This is a genomic window from Plantactinospora sp. CNZ321 (genome assembly GCF_004217235.1).
In genome coordinates, this window is the sequence record NZ_SHKQ01000001.1 from 771,071 (window position 1) to 793,370 (window position 22,300).

20 protein-coding genes are annotated in these 22,300 nt (G+C 72.3%); 8 read left to right on the forward strand and 12 right to left on the reverse strand.

Annotated features, from left to right (window positions below; all coding sequences use genetic code 11):
• Positions 1 to 455 precede the first annotated feature (455 nt).
• Both EV371_RS03345 and EV371_RS03350 read left to right on the forward strand, forming a co-directional pair.
• Positions 456 to 1,253, forward strand: coding sequence for a Scr1 family TA system antitoxin-like transcriptional regulator (locus EV371_RS03345; RefSeq protein WP_130460742.1), 798 nt, complete (start codon positions 456 to 458; stop codon positions 1,251 to 1,253).
• Positions 1,250 to 1,444 (forward strand): DUF397 domain-containing protein, encoded by a 195-nt coding sequence (locus EV371_RS03350; protein WP_130460743.1) that lies wholly within the window; start codon positions 1,250 to 1,252, stop codon positions 1,442 to 1,444. The genes EV371_RS03345 and EV371_RS03350 overlap by 4 nt, the downstream gene beginning before the upstream one ends.
• Here the strand turns inward: EV371_RS03350 and EV371_RS03355 are convergent.
• A complete protein-coding gene (locus EV371_RS03355) occupies positions 1,410 to 2,375 on the reverse strand; it encodes a helix-turn-helix domain-containing protein (RefSeq protein ID WP_130460744.1) in 966 nt (321 codons plus the stop codon). The genes EV371_RS03350 and EV371_RS03355 overlap by 35 nt on opposite strands.
• A gap of 120 nt (positions 2,376 to 2,495) precedes the next feature.
• Between EV371_RS03355 and EV371_RS03360 the strand changes: the two genes are divergently transcribed.
• Complete coding sequence (locus EV371_RS03360) at positions 2,496 to 3,521, forward strand: alpha/beta fold hydrolase (protein WP_486484460.1); 1,026 nt, start codon at positions 2,496 to 2,498, stop codon at positions 3,519 to 3,521.
• A 69-nt stretch (positions 3,522 to 3,590) separates the two neighbouring features.
• Here the strand turns inward: EV371_RS03360 and EV371_RS03365 are convergent, their stop codons facing one another.
• Complete coding sequence (locus tag EV371_RS03365; RefSeq protein ID WP_130460745.1) at positions 3,591 to 4,145, reverse strand: histidine phosphatase family protein; 555 nt, start codon at positions 4,143 to 4,145, stop codon at positions 3,591 to 3,593.
• A 282-nt stretch (positions 4,146 to 4,427) separates the two neighbouring features.
• On the opposite strand from EV371_RS03365, the gene EV371_RS03370 reads away from it, so the two are divergent.
• Positions 4,428 to 5,264 (forward strand): VOC family protein, encoded by an 837-nt coding sequence (locus tag EV371_RS03370; RefSeq protein WP_130460746.1) that lies wholly within the window; start codon positions 4,428 to 4,430, stop codon positions 5,262 to 5,264.
• 176 nt (positions 5,265 to 5,440) lie between these two features.
• Here EV371_RS03370 and EV371_RS03375 read toward each other — a convergent pair whose 3' ends face one another.
• Both EV371_RS03375 and EV371_RS03380 read right to left on the reverse strand, forming a co-directional pair.
• Complete coding sequence (locus EV371_RS03375; protein WP_486484461.1) at positions 5,441 to 7,843, reverse strand: ABC transporter permease; 2,403 nt, start codon at positions 7,841 to 7,843, stop codon at positions 5,441 to 5,443.
• Positions 7,840 to 8,547: an ATP-binding cassette domain-containing protein gene (locus EV371_RS03380; protein WP_130460747.1), complete on the reverse strand. Its 708-nt coding sequence runs from the start codon at positions 8,545 to 8,547 to the stop codon at positions 7,840 to 7,842. Before EV371_RS03380 ends, EV371_RS03375 begins: the two co-directional genes overlap by 4 nt.
• A 163-nt stretch (positions 8,548 to 8,710) precedes the next feature.
• Here EV371_RS03380 and EV371_RS03385 point away from each other — a divergent pair, with 163 nt between their 5' ends.
• The gene (locus EV371_RS03385; RefSeq protein WP_130465630.1) at positions 8,711 to 9,625 is read left to right on the forward strand and encodes a histidine kinase; all 915 of its coding nucleotides are present in this window, start codon (positions 8,711 to 8,713) and stop codon (positions 9,623 to 9,625) included.
• A gap of 71 nt (positions 9,626 to 9,696) precedes the next feature.
• Positions 9,697 to 10,383 carry a response regulator gene (locus EV371_RS03390; protein ID WP_486484907.1) on the forward strand — a complete coding sequence of 229 codons (687 nt, stop codon included), beginning with the start codon at positions 9,697 to 9,699 and terminating at the stop codon, positions 10,381 to 10,383.
• A gap of 19 nt (positions 10,384 to 10,402) precedes the next feature.
• Here EV371_RS03390 and EV371_RS03395 read toward each other — a convergent pair whose 3' ends face one another.
• The 3 genes from EV371_RS03395 to EV371_RS03405 form a co-directional block, all read right to left on the reverse strand.
• Positions 10,403 to 10,918, reverse strand: coding sequence for a 2'-5' RNA ligase family protein (locus tag EV371_RS03395; protein WP_130460749.1), 516 nt, complete (start codon positions 10,916 to 10,918; stop codon positions 10,403 to 10,405).
• 244 nt (positions 10,919 to 11,162) lie between these two features.
• Entirely contained in the window at positions 11,163 to 11,543 is a 381-nt protein-coding gene (locus EV371_RS03400; RefSeq protein WP_130460750.1) for a hypothetical protein, read from the reverse strand.
• A 239-nt stretch (positions 11,544 to 11,782) separates the two neighbouring features.
• Positions 11,783 to 13,402, reverse strand: a complete 1,620-nt coding sequence (locus EV371_RS03405) for a glycosyl hydrolase family 18 protein (RefSeq protein WP_130460751.1) — start codon at positions 13,400 to 13,402, stop codon at positions 11,783 to 11,785.
• Positions 13,403 to 13,676: 274 nt separating this feature from the next.
• Between EV371_RS03405 and EV371_RS03410 the strand changes: the two genes are divergently transcribed.
• Positions 13,677 to 14,168 (forward strand): glutathione peroxidase, encoded by a 492-nt coding sequence (locus EV371_RS03410; RefSeq protein ID WP_130460752.1) that lies wholly within the window; start codon positions 13,677 to 13,679, stop codon positions 14,166 to 14,168.
• Positions 14,169 to 14,205: 37 nt separating this feature from the next.
• Here EV371_RS03410 and EV371_RS03415 read toward each other — a convergent pair whose 3' ends face one another.
• Positions 14,206 to 15,204, reverse strand: a complete 999-nt coding sequence (locus EV371_RS03415; protein ID WP_130460753.1) for a helix-turn-helix domain-containing protein — start codon at positions 15,202 to 15,204, stop codon at positions 14,206 to 14,208.
• Positions 15,205 to 15,324: 120 nt separating this feature from the next.
• On the opposite strand from EV371_RS03415, the gene EV371_RS03420 reads away from it, so the two are divergent.
• Positions 15,325 to 19,152 carry a S8 family serine peptidase gene (locus EV371_RS03420; protein WP_130460754.1) on the forward strand — a complete coding sequence of 1,276 codons (3,828 nt, stop codon included), beginning with the start codon at positions 15,325 to 15,327 and terminating at the stop codon, positions 19,150 to 19,152.
• Positions 19,153 to 19,196: 44 nt separating this feature from the next.
• On the opposite strand, the gene EV371_RS03425 is transcribed toward EV371_RS03420, so the two are convergent.
• The 4 genes from EV371_RS03425 to EV371_RS03440 all read right to left on the reverse strand — a co-directional run bounded on the left by EV371_RS03425 (position 19,197) and on the right by EV371_RS03440 (position 22,276).
• Positions 19,197 to 19,547 (reverse strand): DUF2203 family protein, encoded by a 351-nt coding sequence (locus EV371_RS03425; protein WP_130460755.1) that lies wholly within the window; start codon positions 19,545 to 19,547, stop codon positions 19,197 to 19,199.
• Between the two features lie 50 nt (positions 19,548 to 19,597).
• Positions 19,598 to 20,416, reverse strand: a complete 819-nt coding sequence (gene proC / locus EV371_RS03430) for a pyrroline-5-carboxylate reductase (protein ID WP_130460756.1) — start codon at positions 20,414 to 20,416, stop codon at positions 19,598 to 19,600.
• 107 nt (positions 20,417 to 20,523) lie between these two features.
• Complete coding sequence (locus tag EV371_RS03435; RefSeq protein WP_130460757.1) at positions 20,524 to 21,552, reverse strand: ATP-dependent 6-phosphofructokinase; 1,029 nt, start codon at positions 21,550 to 21,552, stop codon at positions 20,524 to 20,526.
• A gap of 214 nt (positions 21,553 to 21,766) precedes the next feature.
• Positions 21,767 to 22,276, reverse strand: a complete 510-nt coding sequence (locus EV371_RS03440; protein WP_130460758.1) for a polyadenylate-specific 3'-exoribonuclease AS — start codon at positions 22,274 to 22,276, stop codon at positions 21,767 to 21,769.
• Positions 22,277 to 22,300 lie beyond the last annotated feature (24 nt).

Sequence of the window (22,300 nt, forward strand, 5' to 3'; positions counted from 1 at the left end):
GCGGCGAGCCGGGTGTCGGCGCAGCGGCCGGCATCGCGAGTTGGGGCGGCAGGTCGGGCGTCGGGACCGTCTGCGGGAGCAAGATCGAGAGTCCACGGTACGGGCACGACGCCCACCGCCGCCCGCACCGGCACCACATCCGCCACCACAGCCGGCGCCAGTCGAGGCGGTGCCGGAAAACGAGTGGGACGGGCGGGGTGCGGCGTACTTTCCGCATCGTGTCTCCTTCCGGGTTGGAAGGGGGCCATCTCTGTACGGGGGGAAGAGAGATGGCCCCCGCAGGTTCCGCCCGGCCGGTCACCATGCCATTTGAATTCCGAGCGGTTCCGCTAGTGACACTCTGCTGTGGAGTGCACTACGGTCGATACGTGCTCGCGCCATCTGTGCAGGTCAACACGGGTGGCGAGCAATTTTGTGTAACTCGTCTCCGACGGTGAGCAGAGGTGGGATTATCGATGGGACTCGTCACGGAATACGTCCTCGCCGAGCTGAGGCTGTTCCGCGCTGAGCAACGACTCAGTCAGGAGGAGTTCGGGCGCAAGATCGGCTATTCCGGATCACACGTCAGCTCCGTGGAAACCGGCCAGCGTCCGCCGACCGACGAATACATGGAAAAGATCGACCAGGCTTTCCAGACCGGCGGCACGTTCAGCCGGATGCTCAAGAAGCTGGCCAAGCTGGACAGCACGCCGGCCTGGCTCCGCGACTGGATCGAGTTCGAACGCCTTGCCCGGCTGCTCCGCTGGTACGAGCCGGCCTTCGTCCCCGGCCTGCTACAGACCGAGTCGTACGCCCGAGCGACGATGGCCGGTAGGCACCTCAGACCCGAGCAGATCGAGCAGCGGGCTCAGAGCCGGTTGGAGCGGCAGGCGATCCTGACCGTTGAGAGCCCAGCACAGTTCGTCTTCGTCATCGACGCCATGGTCCTCCGGCGGCCCGTGCGTGGCGAGCCGGGTGTGATGGTGCAACAACTTCAGCACCTCGCCGACATGGCGGAGTTGCCGCAGGTGCAGATCCTCGTGGTACCGAAAGAGGTCGGGCTCTACCCTGGGCTCCAGGGAGGCTTCATCCTGGCGACGCTGCCGGACCAGTCCGTGGTGGCGCATCTGGACCATCAGGTGCGGGCGCAGATCGTCGACCGGGCGGAAGATCTCGCCACCCTCCAGGGGACCTGGGAGGCGATCCGCAGCGAGGCCCTTCCGATGGTGCAATCGCTCGAACTGATCAGGGAGGCGACGAAGGAATGGACGTGACCGGCGCCAACTGGCGCAAGTCCACCCGCTCTGGCTCGAATGGCGGGTCCTGTGTGGAGGTGGCGGACAACCTGCCCGGCACCGTGCTCGTACGCGACACCAAGGACCGCGACGGCGGCACCCTCACCTTTACCCCGGCCAACTGGCAGGCGTTCGTCAGCCTTGCCAAGCGGCTCGACCCGACCGCCTGACGACGCCCGGGTCAGGCCCTGGCGAAGGAGTCCGTGGCCTGGCCGCAGGTTCCGGGACCGGCGACCGGCGCCATAGACGGCGCTGACCCGGTGTGCCGTGGCCGGCCCAGACGATATCGTCGACCGCCAGCCACGGCTCGCCGGCCAGGGCCACCGGGGTCACCCCGGCGAACGACAGGACGTCCCGATGCAGGTGGGACTGGTCGGCGTAGCCGACCTCCACGGCGACTCGGGCTGCGTCCGCACCTGCGGCGAGCCGGTGGGCAGCATGATCGAAACGGACCAGCTTCGCGGCGCGCTTGGGCGGCAGGCCGATCTGCGACCGGAACCGGGACCAGAGGCGTTTGCGGCTCCATCCGATCTCGGCCGCCAGCCTGTCGACCCGGACCCGGCCGCGCGATGCGACGATCTGCTCCCAGGCCCAGGACACCTCTGGGTCTACCGCCGGTCCCGCCGCGCGGCGGGCCAGCAACGCGTCCGTCAACGCGAAGCGGTCCTCCCAGGACGAAATCTCACTTAGTCGCTCACGGATCCGTGACGCCTCGCGGCCCCACAGGTCGTCCAGCGGCAGCACGGCGCCGTCCAGGTCGGCCGGGGACACCCCCAGCACCGCACGGGCGACGACCGGAGAGAGACGTACCTGCACCGCCTCGAAGTGCTCACCCCGCACCCGGACCGTGCCGGGTCCGAAGCCGAGCCCGGCGACGACACTGCCCCGCTGCTGCCGCCCGGCGGCGTCCACGATGAGCGGGCCGGCACCGAACGCCAGAGCCAGCGTCACACCTGGGTGTGGGATCGCCCGATGCCCGGCCGGGGACGTGCCACGGTCGCGGAAACCAGCCATGCTGACCCCGGCGACCCGGCTGGGCCGCGCCGGCCGGGCCAGCTCCCACGCCGCCGTGCCGGCGCGTTCGTGCACGGCGGACCGCATCCCCGAATGATATGCGAGCCGCCAAACCGGGGTCCGGACTTGTTGATCGCTTCCGCCGGGCCCCGGCGACCCGGACATTTGTGCAAGCCGCCGGCCCGGATCGACGGCCAGAGTAGGCCGATGACTGATCTTCCGAGGATCGCCAGCGCCGGCGGGTCGAACGAGACCGATCCGCGGCCGGCTGGTGGGCAGCCCGACCCGCGAGTCGCGGGAAGTCGCCGGAAGCGCCGCGTCACCGCCTCGGCCGTCGTCCTGACGGCCGTCGGTCTGCTCCTGGCGAACACGGTGATGGTGTCGTGGCAGGAGGCCGAAGCCAGGACAGACTCGACCCTGCCCCTTGACGGCGGCAGCATCCACGTACGCCAGGACGGACCCCCTGATGCCCCGGCGCTGGTACTCGTGCACGGGCTCGCCGGGTCGACCCACTGGTGGGACCCGCTGGTGCCGATGCTGGCAAGGTCCCATCGCGTCATCCGGGTCGACCTGCTCGGGCACGGCTGGTCGGCCAAGCCGGCCGGCGAGGGCTACACGATCCCGGAACAGGGACGCCGGGTCGGCGCGGCCCTCGACCGGCTTGGCGTGCGGCAGGCCGTGGTGGTTGGCCATTCCACCGGCGGCTCGGTGGCCACCGCACTCGCCGAGCAACGACGCGACCTGGTGACCGCGCTCGCCCTCGTCAACTCCGGGCCGGATCTGGACGCCTTCATCTCGGACGGGTTCGTCGGCCAACTGCTGTTCGTCCCCGTCGTCGGGCAACTCCTGTGGCCTGCCCGGACCGACGGGATCGTCCGCCGGGGCCTGGGTACCGCGGTCAGCAGCCGCGACTACGAGATCCCGCAACAGCTCGTCGACGACGTGCGGGGCATGACCTACCACGCGCTCACCGCGACGTCCCGGGCGGCCGACGACTATCTGAGGCAGCGCCCGCTCCCCGATCGGCTGGCGCCGCTCGACAAGCCGCTGCTGGTGATCTTCGGCGAGGAGGACCGGCGATGGCGTTCCTCGGCCGCCGACGGCTACCGCGTCGTTCCGGGCGCGAGAGTCGAACTGCTGCCCGGTGTCGGGCACTCACCCATGCTCGAAGATCCGCCACGGACCGCCGAGCTACTGCTGGCCTTCGCCGCGCTGCACACGGGCCAGCCGTGAGCCGTGCTCAGCTCGCGCAACCCTCGATGACCGCTCGACGTACCGGCCTCGCCGCTGGCTCCTTGCTGGTCAGCCGAGGACGGGTGCCCGACTGAAGGTGACCTCCTGGAAACGCCCGTCCCGGAAGGCGAGGCGGCAGCCGTCGCAATGCCGGAACGGTGCACCCCAGCCCCTGTGGTTCGCCTCCGGTAAGGCACTCACCAACGTTGGCTCGATACTGCCCCCATGGGCGACGACCAGCGCGGCGCATCCTTCCGGCACCGATGCGGCAACTTGGATCCACAGGTCGAGGTTGGCCCGGGCCGCCTGCGCAAGGCCGCCCTTGCTCTCGATGAGCTCCGTGTACACCTCGTACGGCGATTGCCACCGCCACTGGTCGTGGTGTGCGACCTCGCCTTCGACGTAGCCCGACGGCATCTCCACGGTGTCGTCAACGGAATAGCCCATGGCCACCGCAGTTTCGATGGCGCGAGGCGACGCGCTGCTCAACACGTACGCGAAGGCGCCTAGCTCTGCGCCCACCGCGCGGGCGAGAGACACCCCGGCCGCCGACAGATGCGAGCCCCGCCCACGTGCATCGCCCTTCTTGGTGAGCGAGTGTCGCCTGATCTCCAGCCATCGCATAATGGACAACCTAGCGGCCTGGGCGCATGCCACCCTCCCGAAGTGGGGCAGCACCGGGTCGCCCCACCCGTCATCTCGGCATGACCTGAACGTTCAAGGTCTGTAGTGCAACAACCGAGGATCCGCGGCTTCTTTGATTCATGACCGGCCCGGCGGGGTGCCGTCGTGGTGCTGGCACCACCGGGGCAGCCCGGTCAGGAATCAAGAAGCACACGGCGGACAGCCGTGTCTAGCGTGGCGGTCATGGACATCCCGTTCTGACAGCGCAAGGAGCAAATTCGCATGGCGATCACGCTTGATGTCATCACCCTCGGAGTACCGCAGGTAGACGCCGCGTACACCTTTTACACGGCTGCGTTCGCACCTCCGAACAATGGCGACGACCGCGCTATCGGCCTGGATCTGCACGGTACCGGTCACCTCGCCTTTCGTCAGATCGACGCGCTCGCCGCGGATGTCGGTGCACGCCCGGCGTCCTCGGGTTTCCGCGGTTACGTCCTGTCGTCGATCGTAGGTGGGCCAAGCGAGGTGAGGGCCCTCCTCGAAACCGCCACCGCCAACGGGGCGACGATCGTCAAGCCGGCAAAGAAACAACTCTTCGGCGAATTCACCGCCGTGTACCGGGCGCCCGACGGCGCCGTGTGGAAACTGGCGGCATCATCAAAGAAGGACAGCGGTCCCGTCCCGAGTCCGCCCAGGCCGACCGAGACCGCCATCTATCTCGGCGTCGCCGAGCCGAAGGCGTCCAAGGCCTTCTACGAGACGCTCGGGATGAGAACCGAACACGACTACGGCGACAAGTTCATCGACTTCACCGTCGCTGGCGGCGTCTGCCGACTCGGCCTGCTGCGGCGCAGGGACCTCGCCAGGGACGCCGGCGTCGACGAGCAGGGCGACGGATTCTCCGCGGTCGGCCTCACCCACACCGCCGCCTCCCGCGCCGAGGTCGACACGCTCCTCACCGCCGCCGACTCCGCTGGCGGACGGGTCACCGCGGACGCGACACAGACCGACCAGGGCGACTACGTCGGGCGCTTCACCGACCCCGACGGTTACCACTGGAAGATCACCACACGCCCGGGGGCGGGCAGCGGCGGGCACATCCCCGCCACTTCCTGAGCCGGTCGCACCGCCAGTCCCTGAGCAGGTCGCACCGCCACTTCCCACACCGAGAGCTCCCGGACCGTTCGCGTCATCCCGGCGCCCGACGGCCGCCGGGCCGGGAGACACCGCTGCCTCGGCGGGCGGGGCAGCCGGAATTCCGTTGCCCCACCCGCCACCGGCCCAGCCGGTACTCACTCGTTGTGCAGCACCTCGGCGATCGGCAGACGCGCCGCCGAGCGGGCCGGCAGCAGCGCCCCGACCATCGCGATCACCGCCCCCGCCAGCGCCAGTACACCGAGCAGCGGCGCCTCCCAGACGTTGATCAACGAGTCCGGTACCCGGATCTGCGCCGCACCGGAGGCGATCGGCACGACCAGGCGGTGCACGACGATCCCGACCGGGATGCCGAGCAGTCCGCCAAGCAGGCCCAGTACCGCCATCGAGGTGACCATCATCGCCGTCACCTGCCTCGGGGTCATCCCGATCGACTTGAGCATCCCGATGTCGCGACGGCGTTCCCGGGTGTTCAGCACCACCGTGTTGAAGACGGCGAGCGCCGTGACGAGCCCCAACATCAGGGTGACCGCTGCCGCGAGGCTGACCGCCGCCACGGTGAAGCTGTCGGTACCGCCGTTGTCCCAGACGTCCAGGCCCGGATCGGCCGCCTGCACCGCCGCGGTGTACGCCGGCACGTCGGTGCCGGGCGCTAGTTGGATCTGGTAGAGGATCTCGTGGTTTCCGACCTCGCGCGCCGGGGCGAGCCGGGCGAGCGCCGACCAGTCGGCGAGCAGCCTGGACGGGCCCGGTGGGCCGCTCATCGTCTCGCCGACGATGGTGGCGGGGCTGCGCCGCCCCTCGGCCTCCAGGACGATTCGGTCGCCGACGGCGAGGCCCCGCTCCCCCAACCACTCCGACGGGGCGACCAGCTCGTCCGGGCCGGCCAGCCAGCGCCCCTCGACCAGCTGTTCCCGATAGCCCTGGGTCTCGACGTCACCGCGCAGGAAGTTGACCCCGACCGGTCGGGTGGAGCCGACGAGCGCGAAGTCGAGGGTCAGGTTCACGGTCACCCGGTTGGTGCCCGGGAGCGTTCGCAGCAGCGCCTCGATCTGCTGATCGGTCAGCGAAGACGCGGGGCGCCCAGCACCCGGTGCCGGATCGGCGGCGCGCACCCCGACGTGGTCGTTCCCGTCGGTGGCGTCGGCGTACCGGGTGACCGTGCTGGTCAGACCGGTCGCGAAGGTCACCGTGGTCACCCCGAGCAGCACCGCCGACATGGTCAGCGCGGTCCGGCCCGGCCGGGCGAACGGCAGGCCGAGGCCGAGGCTGACGGCGCGGGGCAACCGGGTACCGCCGAGCCAGCGCTGCACCCGCAGCCCACGGCCGACCCGAGGCGCGCTGCCGGCGCTGATCGCCTCGACCGCGGAGAGCCGGCGGGCCCGCGACGCCGGGACCAGCGCGGCGAGTACCACCACGACCGGCATCCCGAGCAGCGTCGCCACGTTCACCAGCGGGCTGATCCCGACCGGCCCGAAGCCCATCCCCTGGAACGACATGTCCAGCAGCGGCCGCGCCCCGATGTTGCCGAGCACGGTGCCGATCGCGCACCCGACCACCGCCGGCACGCTGACCATCACCAGGTAGACCGCGAGCACCTGGCCGGGGGTGAAACCGAGCGCCTTGAGGATGCCGATGTGCCGGAAGCCAGAGACCACCGCCCCGCTGACCACGTTCGCGACGATCAGCACTGCCGCCACCAGCCCGAGGATCCCGAAGACCATCAGGAACGGCACGAACACCCCCGGCTCGGCCGCGACCGACTGCTTGATCAGCAGGTACGACTGGGCGGCGAGCAGCGCCTCCGCCGGCAGTCCCTCGGTCACCGTCGCCATCCCGGCCTCGACCTGTTGGTCGGTGGCGGCGGAGGCGAACCGGTAGAGCATCTGCACCGAGGACGGCCGGAACGCCCGCACCTGCTCCGGGGTGACCCACGCGTCGGCGGTCCGGCCGAGGCTGTACGCCATGCCGACGACGGTCAGCGTCGGCCCGCCCGGGACCTCGGCGGTGCTGCCGAGGATCGGCGGCTGCCCGGGCTCCGGCCCGAAGCCCGCCAGGTCGGCCGGCGGCGGCGTGTCGTTCAGCACGATCTCCCCGGGCGCGCTGGGCCAGCGCCCCGCCCAGAGTTCCACCCGGTCCACCGGGCCGGCCGGGTCCGCCCGACCCACCACGTTGAGCGGCCCGCCCATCATTCCGGGGCCGGTCGGCGTCACCTCCAGCACGGCCTGCGCGAAGGGGCCGGCGACCGCCTCGACACCGGGCCGCCGGGCGGTCTGTTCGAGCTGCGCCCCGGTGACCAGCCCGGAGTCGTACGTCGCCACGACGTGCGCACCGCGCTGCCGGGCGAAGGCGTCGTCGAACGGGGCCGTGGAGGCGACCAGCAGACCCAGCGCCATCACGGTGGTGGCGGCGGAGAAGAGCAGGACCAGCCCGATCACGACGGTCTGTAGTTTCCGGCGCCGTACGGCGGCGCGGGCGGCCCGCCACATCGCGCCCGTGCCGCGCTCCCGGAACGGCACCGGCTGGCCCAGCCGGGTCATGCCGACCGCTCCAGGCTGCGTTCGCCGGTCACCCGGCCGTCGGCCAGCTCGACCAGCCGGCTGGCGCACCGGGTCGCCAGCCGCTCGTCGTGGGTGACCAGCAGCAGCGTCTGGCCGATCTGGTTGAGGTCGAGCAGCAGGTCCATCACCTGCTCACCGGCGGAGCTGTCCAGTGCGCCGGTCGGCTCGTCGGCCAGCAGCAGGGCGGGCCGGTTCATCAGCGCTCGGGCCACCGCCACCCGCTGCCGCTCCCCGCCGCTGAGCGCGGCCGGATAGATGTCGCGCCGGTCGGCGATGTCGAGTTCGTCGAGGAGTTCGAGCGCCCGCCGGCGCGCCTGCCGGGCCGATACCCCGACCAGCTGTGCGGCCAGCGCGACGTTGTCCAGCGCCGGCAGGTCGTCGAGCAGGTTGAAGAACTGGAAGATCATCCCGATCCGGCGACGCCGGAACAGTGCCCGGCCCGTCTCGTCGAGCCGGCCCAGGTCCTCGCCGTGCACGATGACGTCCCCGGAGGTGGGCCGGTCGAGTCCGGCGACCATGTTCAGCATGGTCGACTTGCCGCAGCCGGACGGCCCCATCACGGCGACCGCCTCGCCGGCCCGGATCTGCAGCGACACCCCGGCCAGGGCGGTCGTGTCGCCGTACTCCTTGCGCACGTCGGTCAGCCGCACGACGACGTCCGGCGTGCTCTCTTCGCTGGTCATGGCCACCAACCTAGGCAGGGCCGGCCCGGCCGGCATCAGCCCGGAGAGGTAACGTCCGGCCAGGTCATCCCGGGGATGTACGGCAATGCTGCCCGGGAATGACGCGGATCGTGCCGCGTACTGCGAAGGTGGTCGCGTGGGGGGAACCGGAACGGTCGGCTGGCTGGTCGCCGCGCTCGCGGCGGCCGGTGCGACCGTGGGGTGGCTGGCGGTGGCGCTGGCCCGGGCCCGGCGGCGGCACCAGCGGGCGCTCGGCGACCGGAGCTGGCTGCTGGAGCGGGAACGGGAGAGCGCCGCCCGGATCGCGGTCGAGGCGGAGCGGGCCCGGATCGCCCGGGAGCTGCACGACATCGTCAGCCACAATGTGAGCCTGATGGTGGTGCAGGCCGGGGCAGCCCGGGAGGTGCTGGCCAGCATGCCGGACGAGGCGAACGCCGCGCTGCTGGCGGTGGAGACCGCCGGCCGGGACGCGATGACCGAGCTGCGGCACCTGCTCGGCCTGCTGGCCCCGCCGCAGGACGGCGAGGAGCCCGCCGCCGAGGGGTCAGGGCTGGATCCGCAACCCGGGCTGGACCGGCTCGGCCAGTTGGTCGACCGGATCGCCTTCGCCGGGCTGCCCGTCGAGGTACGCATCTCCGGGCAGCGGCGCCCGCTGCCGGCCGGGATCGATCTGACCGCGTACCGGATCGTGCAGGAGGCGTTGACCAACGCGCTGCGGCACGGCGACGGGGAGAAGGCCGAGGTGACCATCAGGTACGCGCACAACTATCTGCGGGTGGAGGTGCTCAACACCGGCCCGAGCGTGCTCTCCGGCCGGCGGCCCACGGGCACCTCCACCGGCGGACGATCCGGCAGCGGGCACGCCGGTGGGCGGCCGGGCACCGGGCACGCCGGGAAACGGTCCGCGTCGGAGGGGCGGGGATCCGGAGGCGCCGGGCCGGGCGGCGGACCTGGCGCGGGGCGGGGCCTGCTGGGGCTGCGCCAGCGGGTCGCGCTCTACGGCGGCGACCTGGACGCCCGCCGCCGGCTCGGCGGCGGTTACCGGGTCCGTGCCCGCATCCCGCTGGACCGGCCGTGACGGATCCCGCCGAGTCGACGCCCCGGGTGCTGATCGTGGACGACCAGGCGCTGGTCCGGATTGGGTTCCGGATGATCCTGACCGCGCGGGGCCTGCACGTGGTGGGCGAGGCCGCCGACGGGGTCGAGGCGGTGGCGGCGGTGCAGGAACTGCGGCCGGACGTCGTGCTGCTGGACATCCGGATGCCGAACATGGACGGTCTCCAGGCGGCCCGGCGGATCCTGGCGCAGTCCCCGGAGTGTCGGGTGATCATGCTGACCACCTTCGACCTGGACCGGTATGTCTACGCCGCGCTGGCCGCCGGAGCCAGCGGTTTCCTGCTCAAGGACGTCACCCCGGAACACCTGGCCGCCGCCGTCCGGCTGGTCGACACCGGCGACGCCCTGCTGGCTCCGTCGATCACCAGACGCCTGGTGGAACGGTTCGCCACCACCGACCCGGCTCGCGCCACAGGCGGCACCGGCAGTGGCCGGAGCGGCGGTGATCCCGCCCGGGGCGGCGTGCGCGGGGACGGGGTCGGGCGGGCGGGTGGGCAGCGGGCACTCGCGGCGCTGACGCCCCGGGAGCGGGAGGTGCTGACCCTGCTGGGTCGCGGGCTCTCCAACACCGAGCTGGCGCACCGGCTGACCCTGAGCGAGGCCACGGTGAAGACCCACGTCGCCCGGATCTTCGCCAAGCTCGACCTCCGGGACCGCGCCCAGGCCGTGGTAGTGGCGTACGAGACCGGGCTCGTCGCGCCCGGCGACCCGACCGGCTGACCGGAGAACTCCCCCGCCGTCAGCCCAGGGGGCGGGCGATGTCCCTGGCGTGGTCGATGACCGCCGCGCCGACCACCGTCGCCTCGACCGGCAGCACCTCCAGGCAGCGCCGCACCGCCGCCGCCATCAGGGTGTTCGGCACCCGCATCGAAAGCGTGCAGTGCGGCACCCAGCGCCCGGGGCGATACAGCTCGCTCACCGGCACACCGGCCCGGGTCAGCCGCTCGTGCACCATCGCCTGGTGGGCCAGCAGTTCCGGGGTGGGAGACGGGCCGAGCCACAGCACCCGGCCGACGAACTGGCCGGCGTACTGGAACGACAGTCGCAGTGGAGCGGCCACCACCGTACCGGTCAGGGCATCGGCGACCTGCTCCGGATCGAGCCGGGGCGCGACGGCGAGGGAGAGGTGTGGCCGGTGCCGCTGGCCGAGCAACGAGCGGAGGCTCTGCACACCCTCGGATTCCAGCGCGTCCCAGAGCACCCGGATCCGTCGGGTGGCGTCGGTGTCGAGATACAACTCCAGGGCGGCGACCACCGGACCAACCTAGTGCCCTGTCTTTGAGGGTTGATCGGGTAACCCGGTGCTTCGAGGTATCTCCGAGCCGGCGATCTCCTGACTCGGGTCCGCCTGTGCACCCAGCTCGACAGTCTCCGCGCCGACCACCCCCGCTCCGCCCGCCGGTCGCCGCGGATCACCGAGACGATCGCAACGGCTGGAAGACGTCCGCCACATGCCCCGGACCAAACGGCTCACCCAATCAACCTTCGAAGACGAGGCACTAGGAGTGGGGTCGGGTCCGCCCGTAGCCATTTCCGGACCGGTTGGCCCGTGGCGAGAAGCGCGGCCGTACGCGTTCGACGCCCGGCCGGGTTGGACACCCCGGATGCGCCGGGTTCGGCACCTCGACACCTGCCCGCACCCGCAGATCGATGGAGCCGGCGGTCGCGGCGAAGGCGTACGGCTGCGGTGCCGGCCGACGACGGCGCAGGACGAGCCAGACCACCAGGCCACCGAGTGCGGCGCCCATCAGCACCGCCAGCACGAGGCGTACGGTCCCGGTGAACACGACCTGCCCGACCGCGGTGCCCAGCACCCAGCGGGTCGCCCAACCCGTCGGCCCCGCCTTCCCCACCTCGCCGCTGTTCAGTCCCGGCAGCATCGCCCCTCCGCACGTCGCCCCGTACCGTGCGGATTCACGTGCCCGGCAGGTAAGCGGGGAAACCGCGACTCGGCTCCCTCGACGTCATATGAAAAGGATTCGGCCCCCGGTGGCGCCGCCGATGTTCCGGCAGCGACGGCGCCGGCTACCCGGACCCGGCGGGACGAGAGGGGCCGGCTCCGTGTCCCGCCGGAGTCGGCCCCCACTACCCGCCCCGGAAACGTCTTCCGGGGTCCCGGCTATCGCAACCCGTTGGCGACCGCCGTGATGAGTTCGCCGTTGCCGGTGTCGCCGGAGAGTTCCCAGAAGAACGCGCCGCCCAGCCCTTGGCTCCTGGCGTACGACATCTTGCCGCCGATGGTGGCCGGGGTGTCGTAGCTCCACCAGTTGCTGCCGCACTTCGCGTATGCCGTGCCGGCGATCGTGCCGGTGGCCGGGCAGGTGTTCCTGAGCACCTTGTAGTCCTCGATACCGGCCTCGTAGGTGCCCGGTGCCGCCCCGGTGGCCGTACCGCCCGGGGTGGCCTGGGTGACCCCGGTCCAGCCTCGACCGTAGAAGCCGATGCCGAGCAGCAGCTTGCTGGCCGGGATGCCCTTGCCCTTCAGCTTCTGGATCGCCGCGTCGGACCAGAAGCCCTGCTGCGGGATCCCGGCGTACGAGGTCAGTGGCGAGTGCGGGGCGGTGGGACCCTGCGGGGCGAAGGCACCGAAGTAGTCGTACGTCATCGGCATCAGCCAGTTGAGGTTGTTGATCGCACCGGCGTAGTCGGCCGCGTCGATCTTGCCGCCGTTGCTGCCGTCCGCGGTGATCGCCGCGGTCACGAGGTTCGACGAGCCGAACCGGCCACGCAGCGCGGAGATCAGGTTCTTGAACGCGTTCGGGCCGCTGGCGTCGCAGGTCAGGCCGCAGGCGTTCGGGTACTCCCAGTCGATGTCGATGCCGTCGAAGACGTCCGCCCAGCGCGGGTCCTCGACCAGGTTGTAGCAGGACTCGGCGAACGCGGCCGGGTTCTGCGCGGCCTGGGTGAAGCCGCCGGACCAGGTCCAGCCGCCGAAGGACCAGATCACCTTCAGGTGCGGGTACATCCGCTTGAGCTTGCGGAGCTGGTTGAAGCTGCCGCGCAGCGCGCCCGCGTCCCAGGTGTCGGCGACCCCGTCCACGCTCTCCGCCGCCGAGTACGCCCGGTCGTAGTCGGCGTAGCTGTCGCCGATGGTGCAGCGGCCACCGGTGGTGTTGCCGAAGGCGTACAGGATGTGGGTCAGCTTGGCGGCCGAGCCGCTGGTGTGGATGTTCTTGACGTGGTACGCCCGCTGGTAGACGCCCCACTGCGCGAAGTAGCCGACCACCTTCTGCGCGCCCGGGTTCGGCGGCGGCGTGGTCGGCGGCGGGGTGGTCGGGGTGGGGGTGGTCGGGGTCACGGTCGGCCGGGGGGTGGTGGGTGTCGGGTGGGGAGTGCCGCCACCACCGCAGGCGCCGCCGTTGACGGTGCAGTTCGTCGGGGCCCGGTAGGCGCCGCTGCCGATGTAGCCCCAGGTGGCCGAGGCGCCCGGGGCGAGGGCGCCGGCCCAGCTCTTCTTGACCGCCACGTAGCGGTTGCCGCTGCGGGTGACGTCGGCGTCCCAGAAACTGCCGATGGTGGTTCCGGCCGGCAGGTCGAACTCGATTCGCCAGCTGGCGACCGGCGCGTCGGTGCCGTTGGTGACCGTGACCCTGACCTCGTGGCCGGAGCCCCAGTCGGAGGTGGCGGCAAAGGTCGTGGTCAGGCTGCCGGCGCCGAGGGCCGCGGTGATCGGGACCACGGCGACGGCCACCGCGGCCGCGACGCCGGCACAGAGTGCCCGGCGGATGGATCTTCTCATGGTGGCGTCTCCTTATTGATAGGAAACTTTCCAGATAGTGAGGCGACGCTACTCACGGGTTCACCACTTCGTCAAGATGTCCATCTTTCGATTTCTGTCCGCGAGCCAGCCGGAGGGTCCGGGACGGAGGCAGGCACGCGAGTGGCCGGGACGCCGATCGGGACGCGGCGGCGCCCGGTAGCCTCTCGACCATGACCGAGCGGAACGTGAATCCCAGTCGGGGCGCGGCCCGACGCCCCCTCCCGGTACGGCGGCCCGGCGGCGGGGACGCCCGGTGAGCGTCTTCGACGTCCAGATCGGTGCGCTGACCGGTGACGGCTTCGTCGGCCTGGAGCAGTTCCGGGGTACCGCCATGCTGGTGGTCAACCTCGCCTCCAAGTGCGGACTGACCCCGCAGTACGCCGGGCTACAGGTCCTGCACGAGACGTACGCGGACCGCGGGCTGACCGTGCTCGGCGTACCCAGCAACCAGTTCGCCGGCCAGGAACCGGGCACCCCGGCCGAGATCGCCGAGTTCGCCCGGTCCACCTTCGGCGCGACCTTCCCGATCACCGAGAAGGTCGACGTGAACGGAGCCGGCCGGCACCCGCTCTACGCCGCGCTGGTCGACACGGCGGACGACGAGGGTCACTCCGGCGACGTCCGGTGGAATTTCGAGAAGTTCCTGGTCGACCCGGACGGCGTGGTGGTCGCCAGGTTCGCGCCGCAGGTCGCCCCGGAGTCGCCGGAGATCACCACCGCCATCGAGCGGGTACTGCCGCGGTAGTCCCGGGCCGCAGACCGGCCCCAGCAGCGGCCCGGCCTCAGAGCCAACCGCGCTCGTGGGCCTGCCAGCCGAGTTGCAGCCGGGAGCGGGAGTTGGTGCGCTGCATCAGCACCTGCACCCGGCGTACGACGGTCCGGCGGCTCAGCCCGAGCCGGGCACCGGCCGCCTCGTCGGTCAGGCCCGACACCAGCAGCGACAGCAGGTGCCGGTCCTCGGCGGAGATGCCGGCCTCCGTCGGCAGCCGCTCCGGCCCGGTGCCCCGCTGGTGGTCACCGGCACCGCCGGCCGCCGGCAGCGGTGTCGCCTGGGTCCAGAGCGTCTCGAAGAGCGCCACCAGGGCGTCCAGCAGGCCACACGGGTGCACCAGCAGCGCCGCGTTGTGTGCGGACGCGGTCCAGGCCAGCGGGAGCAACGCCAGGGTTCGGTCCGCGACGGCCAGCTTGGTGGGGAGCGCGACGGCGAGCCGGGCCTGTTCACCCGCCCGGACGTGCGCGGCGACACTGGCCGCGAACTCGGGATCGTCCAGCGCGCTGCTGTCGTACACCGCCCGGTAGGTCACCCCGGCGGCCTCCCGGTCCAGTTGGGTGCTGTTCACCGAGGTCGGCACCGCGTACGGCGGTGCCACCAGCACCCTCATCTCCTGCCGCGCGCTGCGCTGCACCCGTTCGAAGGCCCGGCCGACCGCCGCCCGCCCAGAGACGATCTCGATCAGCTCCTCGGTACGCCGGTTGCTCGCCCGCCCCTGCGCCTCGGCGGCGAGCCGGTGCGCCGCCTCCCGGGTGAGTTCCAGTTCCGCGTACCGGCGCCGGATCAGTTGCTCGACGGCGAGGTCGGGCGGCACCGGTACGACCCGTTCGGCCGGTGGTGGGGTGCGGTGCACGAAGCCCTCGCGTTCGAGGACCCCGACCACCCGGCGTACCCGCACCTCCGACAGCCCGAGCCGGTCCCCGAGTTCGACCAGCCGGGCGCCGCCCTGCCGGATCAGCGCCAGGTACGCCGACTCCTCCACCGCGCTCAGCCCGGCGAACTTCAGCACGGCCGACCCTCCTGGCGCATCTAGGTCATGGCGCAGTTGCGCTCACTGTAGATCCTTTACCGGTCCGGTGACGAAGTGTGACGCTGCCCGATGATCTAGCAGCACGTCAAGGGAGCTTTCGTGGTCAAGCCACCACGTACGGTCGTCGCGCTCGCGGTCGCCGTCGCCATCCTGGCCGCCGGGCCCCCACCGGCCGCCGCCGCGCCGCACGGTGGCGCAGTCGCGCCAGCGGTCCCCTCCGGACCGGCGGCGGTGCACACCGTCACCCTGGTCACCGGGGACGTCGTCCGGCTGCACACCTTCGCCGACGGTCGGCAGACCGCAGAGGTGGACGACCGGGGCCCGCGCAGGGGGCTCGGTTTCCAGCTCTCCGAGCGCGACGGCGACCTGCACGTCACGCCGTACGAGGCGCTCCCGCTGGTCAACGCCGGGCGGGTGGACCCGGCCCTGTTCAACGTCACCGACCTGGTGGCCGAGGGCTACTCCGACGCGGCCCGCTCCAGCCTGCCGCTGCTGCTCACCGGTGCCCCGGCCGGGCCCGGCCCGCGGGCCGCCGCGCCGGTGACCCCGACCGGCGCCACCCGGCACCGCGAACTGCCCAGCATCGGGGCGATCGCGGTCGGCACCGAGAAGTCCCGGGCCGCCGACTTCTGGTCCGCCGTCACCGGCGGCCCGCACGCCGACGGCAACCGGTCGAAGTCCGGCCCGACGGCGGCCGGCGCCAGCACGCTGGCGAGCGGCTTCGGCAAGCTGTGGCTGGACCGGCGGGTCCGGGCCGACCTGGCCGAGAGCGTGCCGCAGATCGGTGCCCCGCGGGCGTGGCGATCCGGGTACGACGGCCGGGGCGTGAAGGTCGCCGTACTGGACAGCGGCTACGACCCGAACCACCCCGACCTCGCCGGTCGGGTCGCCGCGGCGGCCAGCTTCACCGGTAGCCCCGACACCACCGACCGGGTCGGGCACGGCACCCACGTCGCCGCCACCATCGCCGGCGCCGGCACCGCCGACGGCAAGGGACCGGGCGGCAAGGGTGTCGCCCCAGGCGCCCGGCTGCTCATCGGCAAGGTGCTCGACGACCACGGGTCCGGAGACCTCTCCTGGGTGATCGCCGGCATGGAGTGGGCGGTGCGCCAGGGCGCCCGGGTGGTCAACCTGAGCCTCGGCGGCCCGGCCGGTGAGGGACCGGACCCGGTCACCGTGGCGCTCGACGCGCTCACCGCCAGCTCCGGGGCACTCTTCGTGGTCAGCGCCGGCAACGCCGGACCGGGCCGGCAAACGGTCAGCACGCCGGGCACCGCGGACCGGGCCCTGACGGTCGGCGCGGTCGACGGCCGGGACCGGATCGCCGACTTCTCCAGCCGGGGCCCGCGACTCGGCGACGGCGCGGTCAAGCCGGAGATCACCGCCCCCGGGGTCGGCATCGTGGCGGCCCGCGCCGCCGGCACCACCCTCGGCGAGGTGATCGACGCCGACCACACCTCGATGTCCGGCACCTCGATGGCCGCCCCGCACGTTTCCGGTGCGGCGGCACTGCTCGCACAGCGGCACCCGGACTGGCGGGCCGACCAGCTCAAGGCGGCCCTGGTCAGCAGCGCCACCGGGACCAGGGACACGCCGGTGCAGACCCACGGCGCCGGCCGGGTGGACGTCGCCGACGCCCTGGACCAGCCGGTCACCGTCGACACCGCGACGCTCGCCCTGGGCCGGGTTCCCGCCGGTACGCCGACCCGGAAGGCCACCGTCGGCTTCACGAACCCCGGCCGCCGGCCGGTGACGCTCCACCTCGCCGTCGAGGCCCGCGCCCTCGGGGCCGACCAGCGGCGTGCGGCCATCGGCGTCTCGCCGGCCCGGCTCACCGTACCGGCCGGCGGGCGGGCCAGCGCGGTCGTCCGGCTCGACCCGACCCGTACCGCACCCAACCTGTACGCCGGACTGCTGACCGCCCGGGGCGGCGGCACCGAACTGCGTACCCCGATCGGGTTCCACCTCGTCCCGCCGACCCACCGCCTGACGATCCACGCGGTGGACCGGGAAGGCCAGCCTCCCACCGACTTCTTCAGCCGATCCCAACTGTTCAACCTGGACACCGGCGAGGAGCACTGGGTGCACTTCCTCGACGGGCAGTCCGGCAGCGTCGAGCTGCCGGCCGGCCGCTACGCCCTGGCGACCTGGATGTTCACCATGTCCGAGTCGGGCTACCCGAGGGACGCCACGCTGATCGCCGAACCGGAGCTGACCGTCGAGGCGGACCGGACGGTGCGGCACGACGCCCGCAGCGGGCGGGAGATCCGGATCGACACCCCGGACCCGACCAGCGCCGCCCAGGCGGCACTGGTCTGGCAGCGCGGTACGGCGGCGGCGTCGCTGCTCTCCGGCGAGTCGTTCAACGTGGACACCATCCGCCGGGTGTACGCGACGCCGACCCGACCGGTGTCGACCGGTACCTTCCGGTTCTTCAGTCGGTGGGACCTGGCCGCGCCGGTGCTCACCGCCACGGTGACCGGCCCGGACGGCTTCCCGGTGCCGGAACCGCGGAAGGTCGACGGTGCACCGCTGCTGGACGGCCGGAGCAGCGCCCGGCTGGTCGACGGCGGCGACGGCACCCCCGCCGAACTGGCCCGGGCCGGGGCCCGGGACGCGGTGGTGCTGGTCCGGCTCGACCCGGGTGGCGCGGAGGATCCCGGCGTCGCGCAGTTGCGGGCGGCGGGTGCGGCCGGCGCCCGGGCGGTCTTCCTGGCCGGGCCGACGCCGGGCTACCACTTCGCCAACGGGTACGGCTCGCCGGTGCCGGCGTACCGGGTGGACTCGGGCGTGGCGCAGCGGCTGCGGGAACGGCTGGCGGCCGGGCCGGCGACGGTCGCGCTGGACGCCGTCGCCCGGTCGCCCTACCGCTACGACCTGCTACTGCCGGAGCAGGGCCGGGTGCCGACGGACCTGCACTACCGCGCCGACGAGCTCGCGCTGGCCACCGTGGAGTCCGAGTTCCACCGGCACACGCCGGAGATGCTCGCCCGGGAGACCCGCTCCGGCTACCCGGACGGGGTGTCGACCGGATTCGGCTTCAGCCGGACCATCACCGCCGCGCACCGGCGCACCGACCACGTCAACACCCGGGGCGTCGCTTGGCGCAGCAGCGCGATCCTGGAGGCGTACCAGGTCGGTAACCCGCAGGGGCAGATGTGGGGTCCGCTGCGGACGTACCGGGCCGGCGAGCGGGCCCGCCAGGTGTGGTTCCCGGCCCTGACCCGGCCCGCCGTACCGGCGACGGTGACGCCCGACCACGCGTACGGGCTGCCGGTGAACCGGGCGTACGACGCGATCCGGGTCGCGGTCCCGCAGTACGCGGACGGCGACGTCACCGCGTACGGCTGGGTCGACGGCCGCTCCGACCGCAGCGAGCTGACCCTGACCCGGGACGGCAGGGTCGTCGGCCGGAGCAGCGGGTCGTCCGCCCAGTTCACCGTGCCGCGCGGCACCGGGCGCTACCAGCTCCGCCTCGACGTCGTTCGGGACTCGTTCCCCGAGCGTCCCTGGTGGACCACCTCGACCGCCACGTCGACGACCTGGACGTTCCGCTCCGGGCGACCCCGGGGCGAGCGGCCGGTGGTGCTGCCGCTGCCGCAGCTCGGCTACGACATCGAGACCGACCTGACCAACGCGGTCCGGGCCGATCGGCCGTACCGGCTGGTACTGCACCCCGGATACCAGCCCGGAGCGACGGGACCGGGGCGGTTCACGGTAAGGGTCGCCGTCTCGTACGACGACGGTGCGCACTGGCGGGACGCGGGTACCCGGGGCGGCCGGGAGGTGGTGGCGACCCTGCCGGCCGCCCCCGCCGGAACGGAGTTCGCCACCCTCCGGGTGACCGCCGTCGACCGGGACGGCAACCGCGTCGAGCAGACCATCGTCCGAGCCTGGCGGGTGACCGGCGGATCCCGTTCCGGCTGACCGGGATCGGTCGAGGCGACCCCGCCGGGCCCGTCCCGGCGGGGTCAGACCGGGCGCCGGCCCGCGAAACCGCACTCCACCCGGTGGTACCACCTCAGGTCGCTGTCCCCCTCCAGCCAGCACCAGAGCACCGGCCGGCCGGCCCGTTCACCGGGAAAGTCGAGCAGCACCGGGGCGAAGCCCTTGACCTGGATGTCGTGCCCGGTCAGCTCCTCCAGGATGCCGAAGATCCGGGCCTCCAGGCCCTTGACCTCGGCCAGCCCGCCCAGCGGGCTCTCGCCCCGCTCGGTCAGGTCGACCCGCAGCTCGGTCAGGTCCGCGCGGAGCACGATCAGCTCGTCGATCCGGGGCCGCAGCGTCGCGGCCAGGTGACGTGCCTGGGCAAGGGTGAACACGCGCACAGTATGGGCCACCGGGGACCGGCGGCGGGCCGGACGGGTACCGCTCAGTCGTTCTGCGCGGCAATCTCCCGCGCCCGGTCCCGGGCCGCCTCCAGCGCCGCCAGCAGCGCGGCGCGTACGCCGTGGTTCTCCAGCTCCCGGATCGCCGAGATGGTGGTACCGGCGGGCGAGGTCACCGCCTCGCGCAGCTTCACCGGGTGCTCGCCGGAGTCGCGCAGCATCACCGCCGAACCGATGGCGGTCTGCACGATCAGCTCGTGTGCCACCTGGCGGGGCAGCCCGAGCAGGATGCCGGCGTCGACCATCGCCTCGACCAGCAGATAGAAGTAGGCCGGGCCGGAGCCGGAGAGCGCGGTCACCGCGTCCTGCTGGGATTCCGGCACCCGGATCGTCGCGCCCAGCGGCCGGAACATCTCCTCGGCGAGTTCCAGGTGCTCCGCGGTGGCGTGCACCCCGGCGGAGATCGCCGTCATCGCCTGGTCGACCAGGGCCGGTGTGTTGGTCATCACCCGGATCACCGGGGTGCGCTCCGGCAGCCGCCGGGCGAAGAAGTTCGTCGGCAGCCCCGCGCAGAGCGAGACGACCAGCTTGTCGGCCGGTACCTTCGGGCCGATCTCGTCGAGCAGCGCGTCGGCGTCCTGCGGCTTGACCGACACCGTGAGGACGTCCGCCTCGGCGACCGCCACCAGGTTGTCCACCACCCGTACGCCGTACCGGATGGCGATCTCCTCGGCCCGGCCCTGCCGCCGGGTGGTCGCCAGCAGCCGGTCCACCGGCCAGCCCGCCCGAAGCAGCCCGGAGAGCATCAGTTCACCGATCTTGCCGGTGCCGATCACGGCAACGGTGTGCGCTCCCGGCGCCATCGCTCCTCCTCGCGAGTGGAAGGGGGCTCGGGGCGGCCCCGCGTCCGGCGAGCGGTCGGCCGACCGCTCGGAACCGGCCACGAGGGGCCACCCCGGGACCGCGACCGTCAACTGCCGAAGAAGACCTCGGCCTCGCTGTAGCGGTGCAGCGGCACGGTCTTCAGCTCGCGGGTCGCCTCGGCCAGCGGGACCCGGACGATGTCGGTGCCCTGCAGGGCGACCATCTTGCCCCAGTCGCCCTCGTTGACGGCGTCGATCGCATGCAGGCCGAGCCGGGTGGCGAGCACCCGGTCGAACGCGGTCGGGGTACCGCCGCGCTGGATGTGCCCGAGCACGACCGTCCGGGCCTCCTTGCCCGTCTTCTCCTCCAACTGCTCGGCGAGCCACTGCCCGATGCCACCGAGCCGGACGTGCCCGAACGCGTCGAGTTCCTGGTTCTGCAGGCGCATCTGGCCGTCGAGCGGCTGGGCACCTTCGGCGACCACCACTATCGGGGCGTACTGCTTCTGGAAGCGCTTCTCGACGTAGGTCGCGACCTGGTCGACGTCGAACTGCCGCTCCGGCAGCAGGATCACGTTCGCGCCGCCGGCCAGACCGGCGTGCAGGGCGATCCAGCCGGCGTGCCGGCCCATCACCTCGACGACCAGGGTGCGGTGGTGGCTCTCGGCGGTGGTGTGCAGCCGGTCGATCGCCTCCATCGCGATGTTGACCGCGGTGTCGAACCCGAAGGTGTAGTCGGTGGCACCGAGGTCGTTGTCGATCGTCTTCGGTACGCCGACCACCTGGACCCCGAGATCGTGCAGCTTGGTGGCAACGCCGAGGGTGTCCTCGCCGCCGATCGCCACCAGCGCGTCCACGCCCTGCTCCGCCAGATTGTTCTTGATCTGCTCGACCCCGCCCTCGATCTTGAACGGGTTGGTCCGGGAGGAGCCGAGAATGGTGCCACCGCGCGGCAGGATGCCCCGCACCTCGGCGATGCCGAGCGGCCTGGTCAGCCCCTCCAGCGGGCCGCGCCAGCCGTTACGGAACCCGACGAATTCGTGGTCGTAGGTGGCAACACCCTTACGCACCACCGCTCGGATCACCGCGTTCAGACCCGGGCAGTCACCACCACCGGTGAGCACGCCGATACGCATGATCTGCTTCTCCTCCAGGAGCTTCGATTGAGCCCGTCAAGCCCCAGGGTGGTAGTCAGGTCAGACCGTCGGCGTCGTTGCCGGCCCGGGGCGGGCCGTCATTGCGCACTGTAGTCGCCCGTCCGGGGCAGGACCACCGTACCCCGGGCGAGGTGGGCGTGGCTGACCCGATGATCTTCATCCGGGCGCAACCGATCATGAGCCGTAAACCGGTTCAGGACCGCGGTGGCGGGCCGTGCATCGCCTGCCACCGGGCCAGGTTGTGCCGGGCGTCGACCAGTGCGTCGTGCCGGTCGGCGGCGGCGTCCGGCAGCGGCGGACTGCCCCGGTCCTCCCAGCGCTGGCGCAGCTCCTTGGTGAACCGGGGTATCTCCCGGGGCAGCGCCGGCATGGCTCCCCAGAGCTGGGCGAGCGCCACGTGGTCGTAGGCCGCGTACCAGGCCCAGAGCTCCAGCTTCTCCCCCGGCCGGTCCCGGACCGGCTCCATCAGGAACTCGTAGAGATCGTCCCGGATCCGCTCCCGGGAACGCCACGCCCGGTCGCCCGGCGACGGCAGCTTGTCCAGCACGTGCCGGCGTACCCACGGCACCGCCCGGGAGTCGTCGAACTCGGTGGAGACCGCGTAGAACTCACGACCGTACTCGTCGACGACACCGATTGAGACGAGGTCGACGAGGCGGCCGTCCTCGATGAACTCGCAGTCGTAGAAATAGCGGTAGACCATCCCCGCCATCCTCGCCCATCCGTC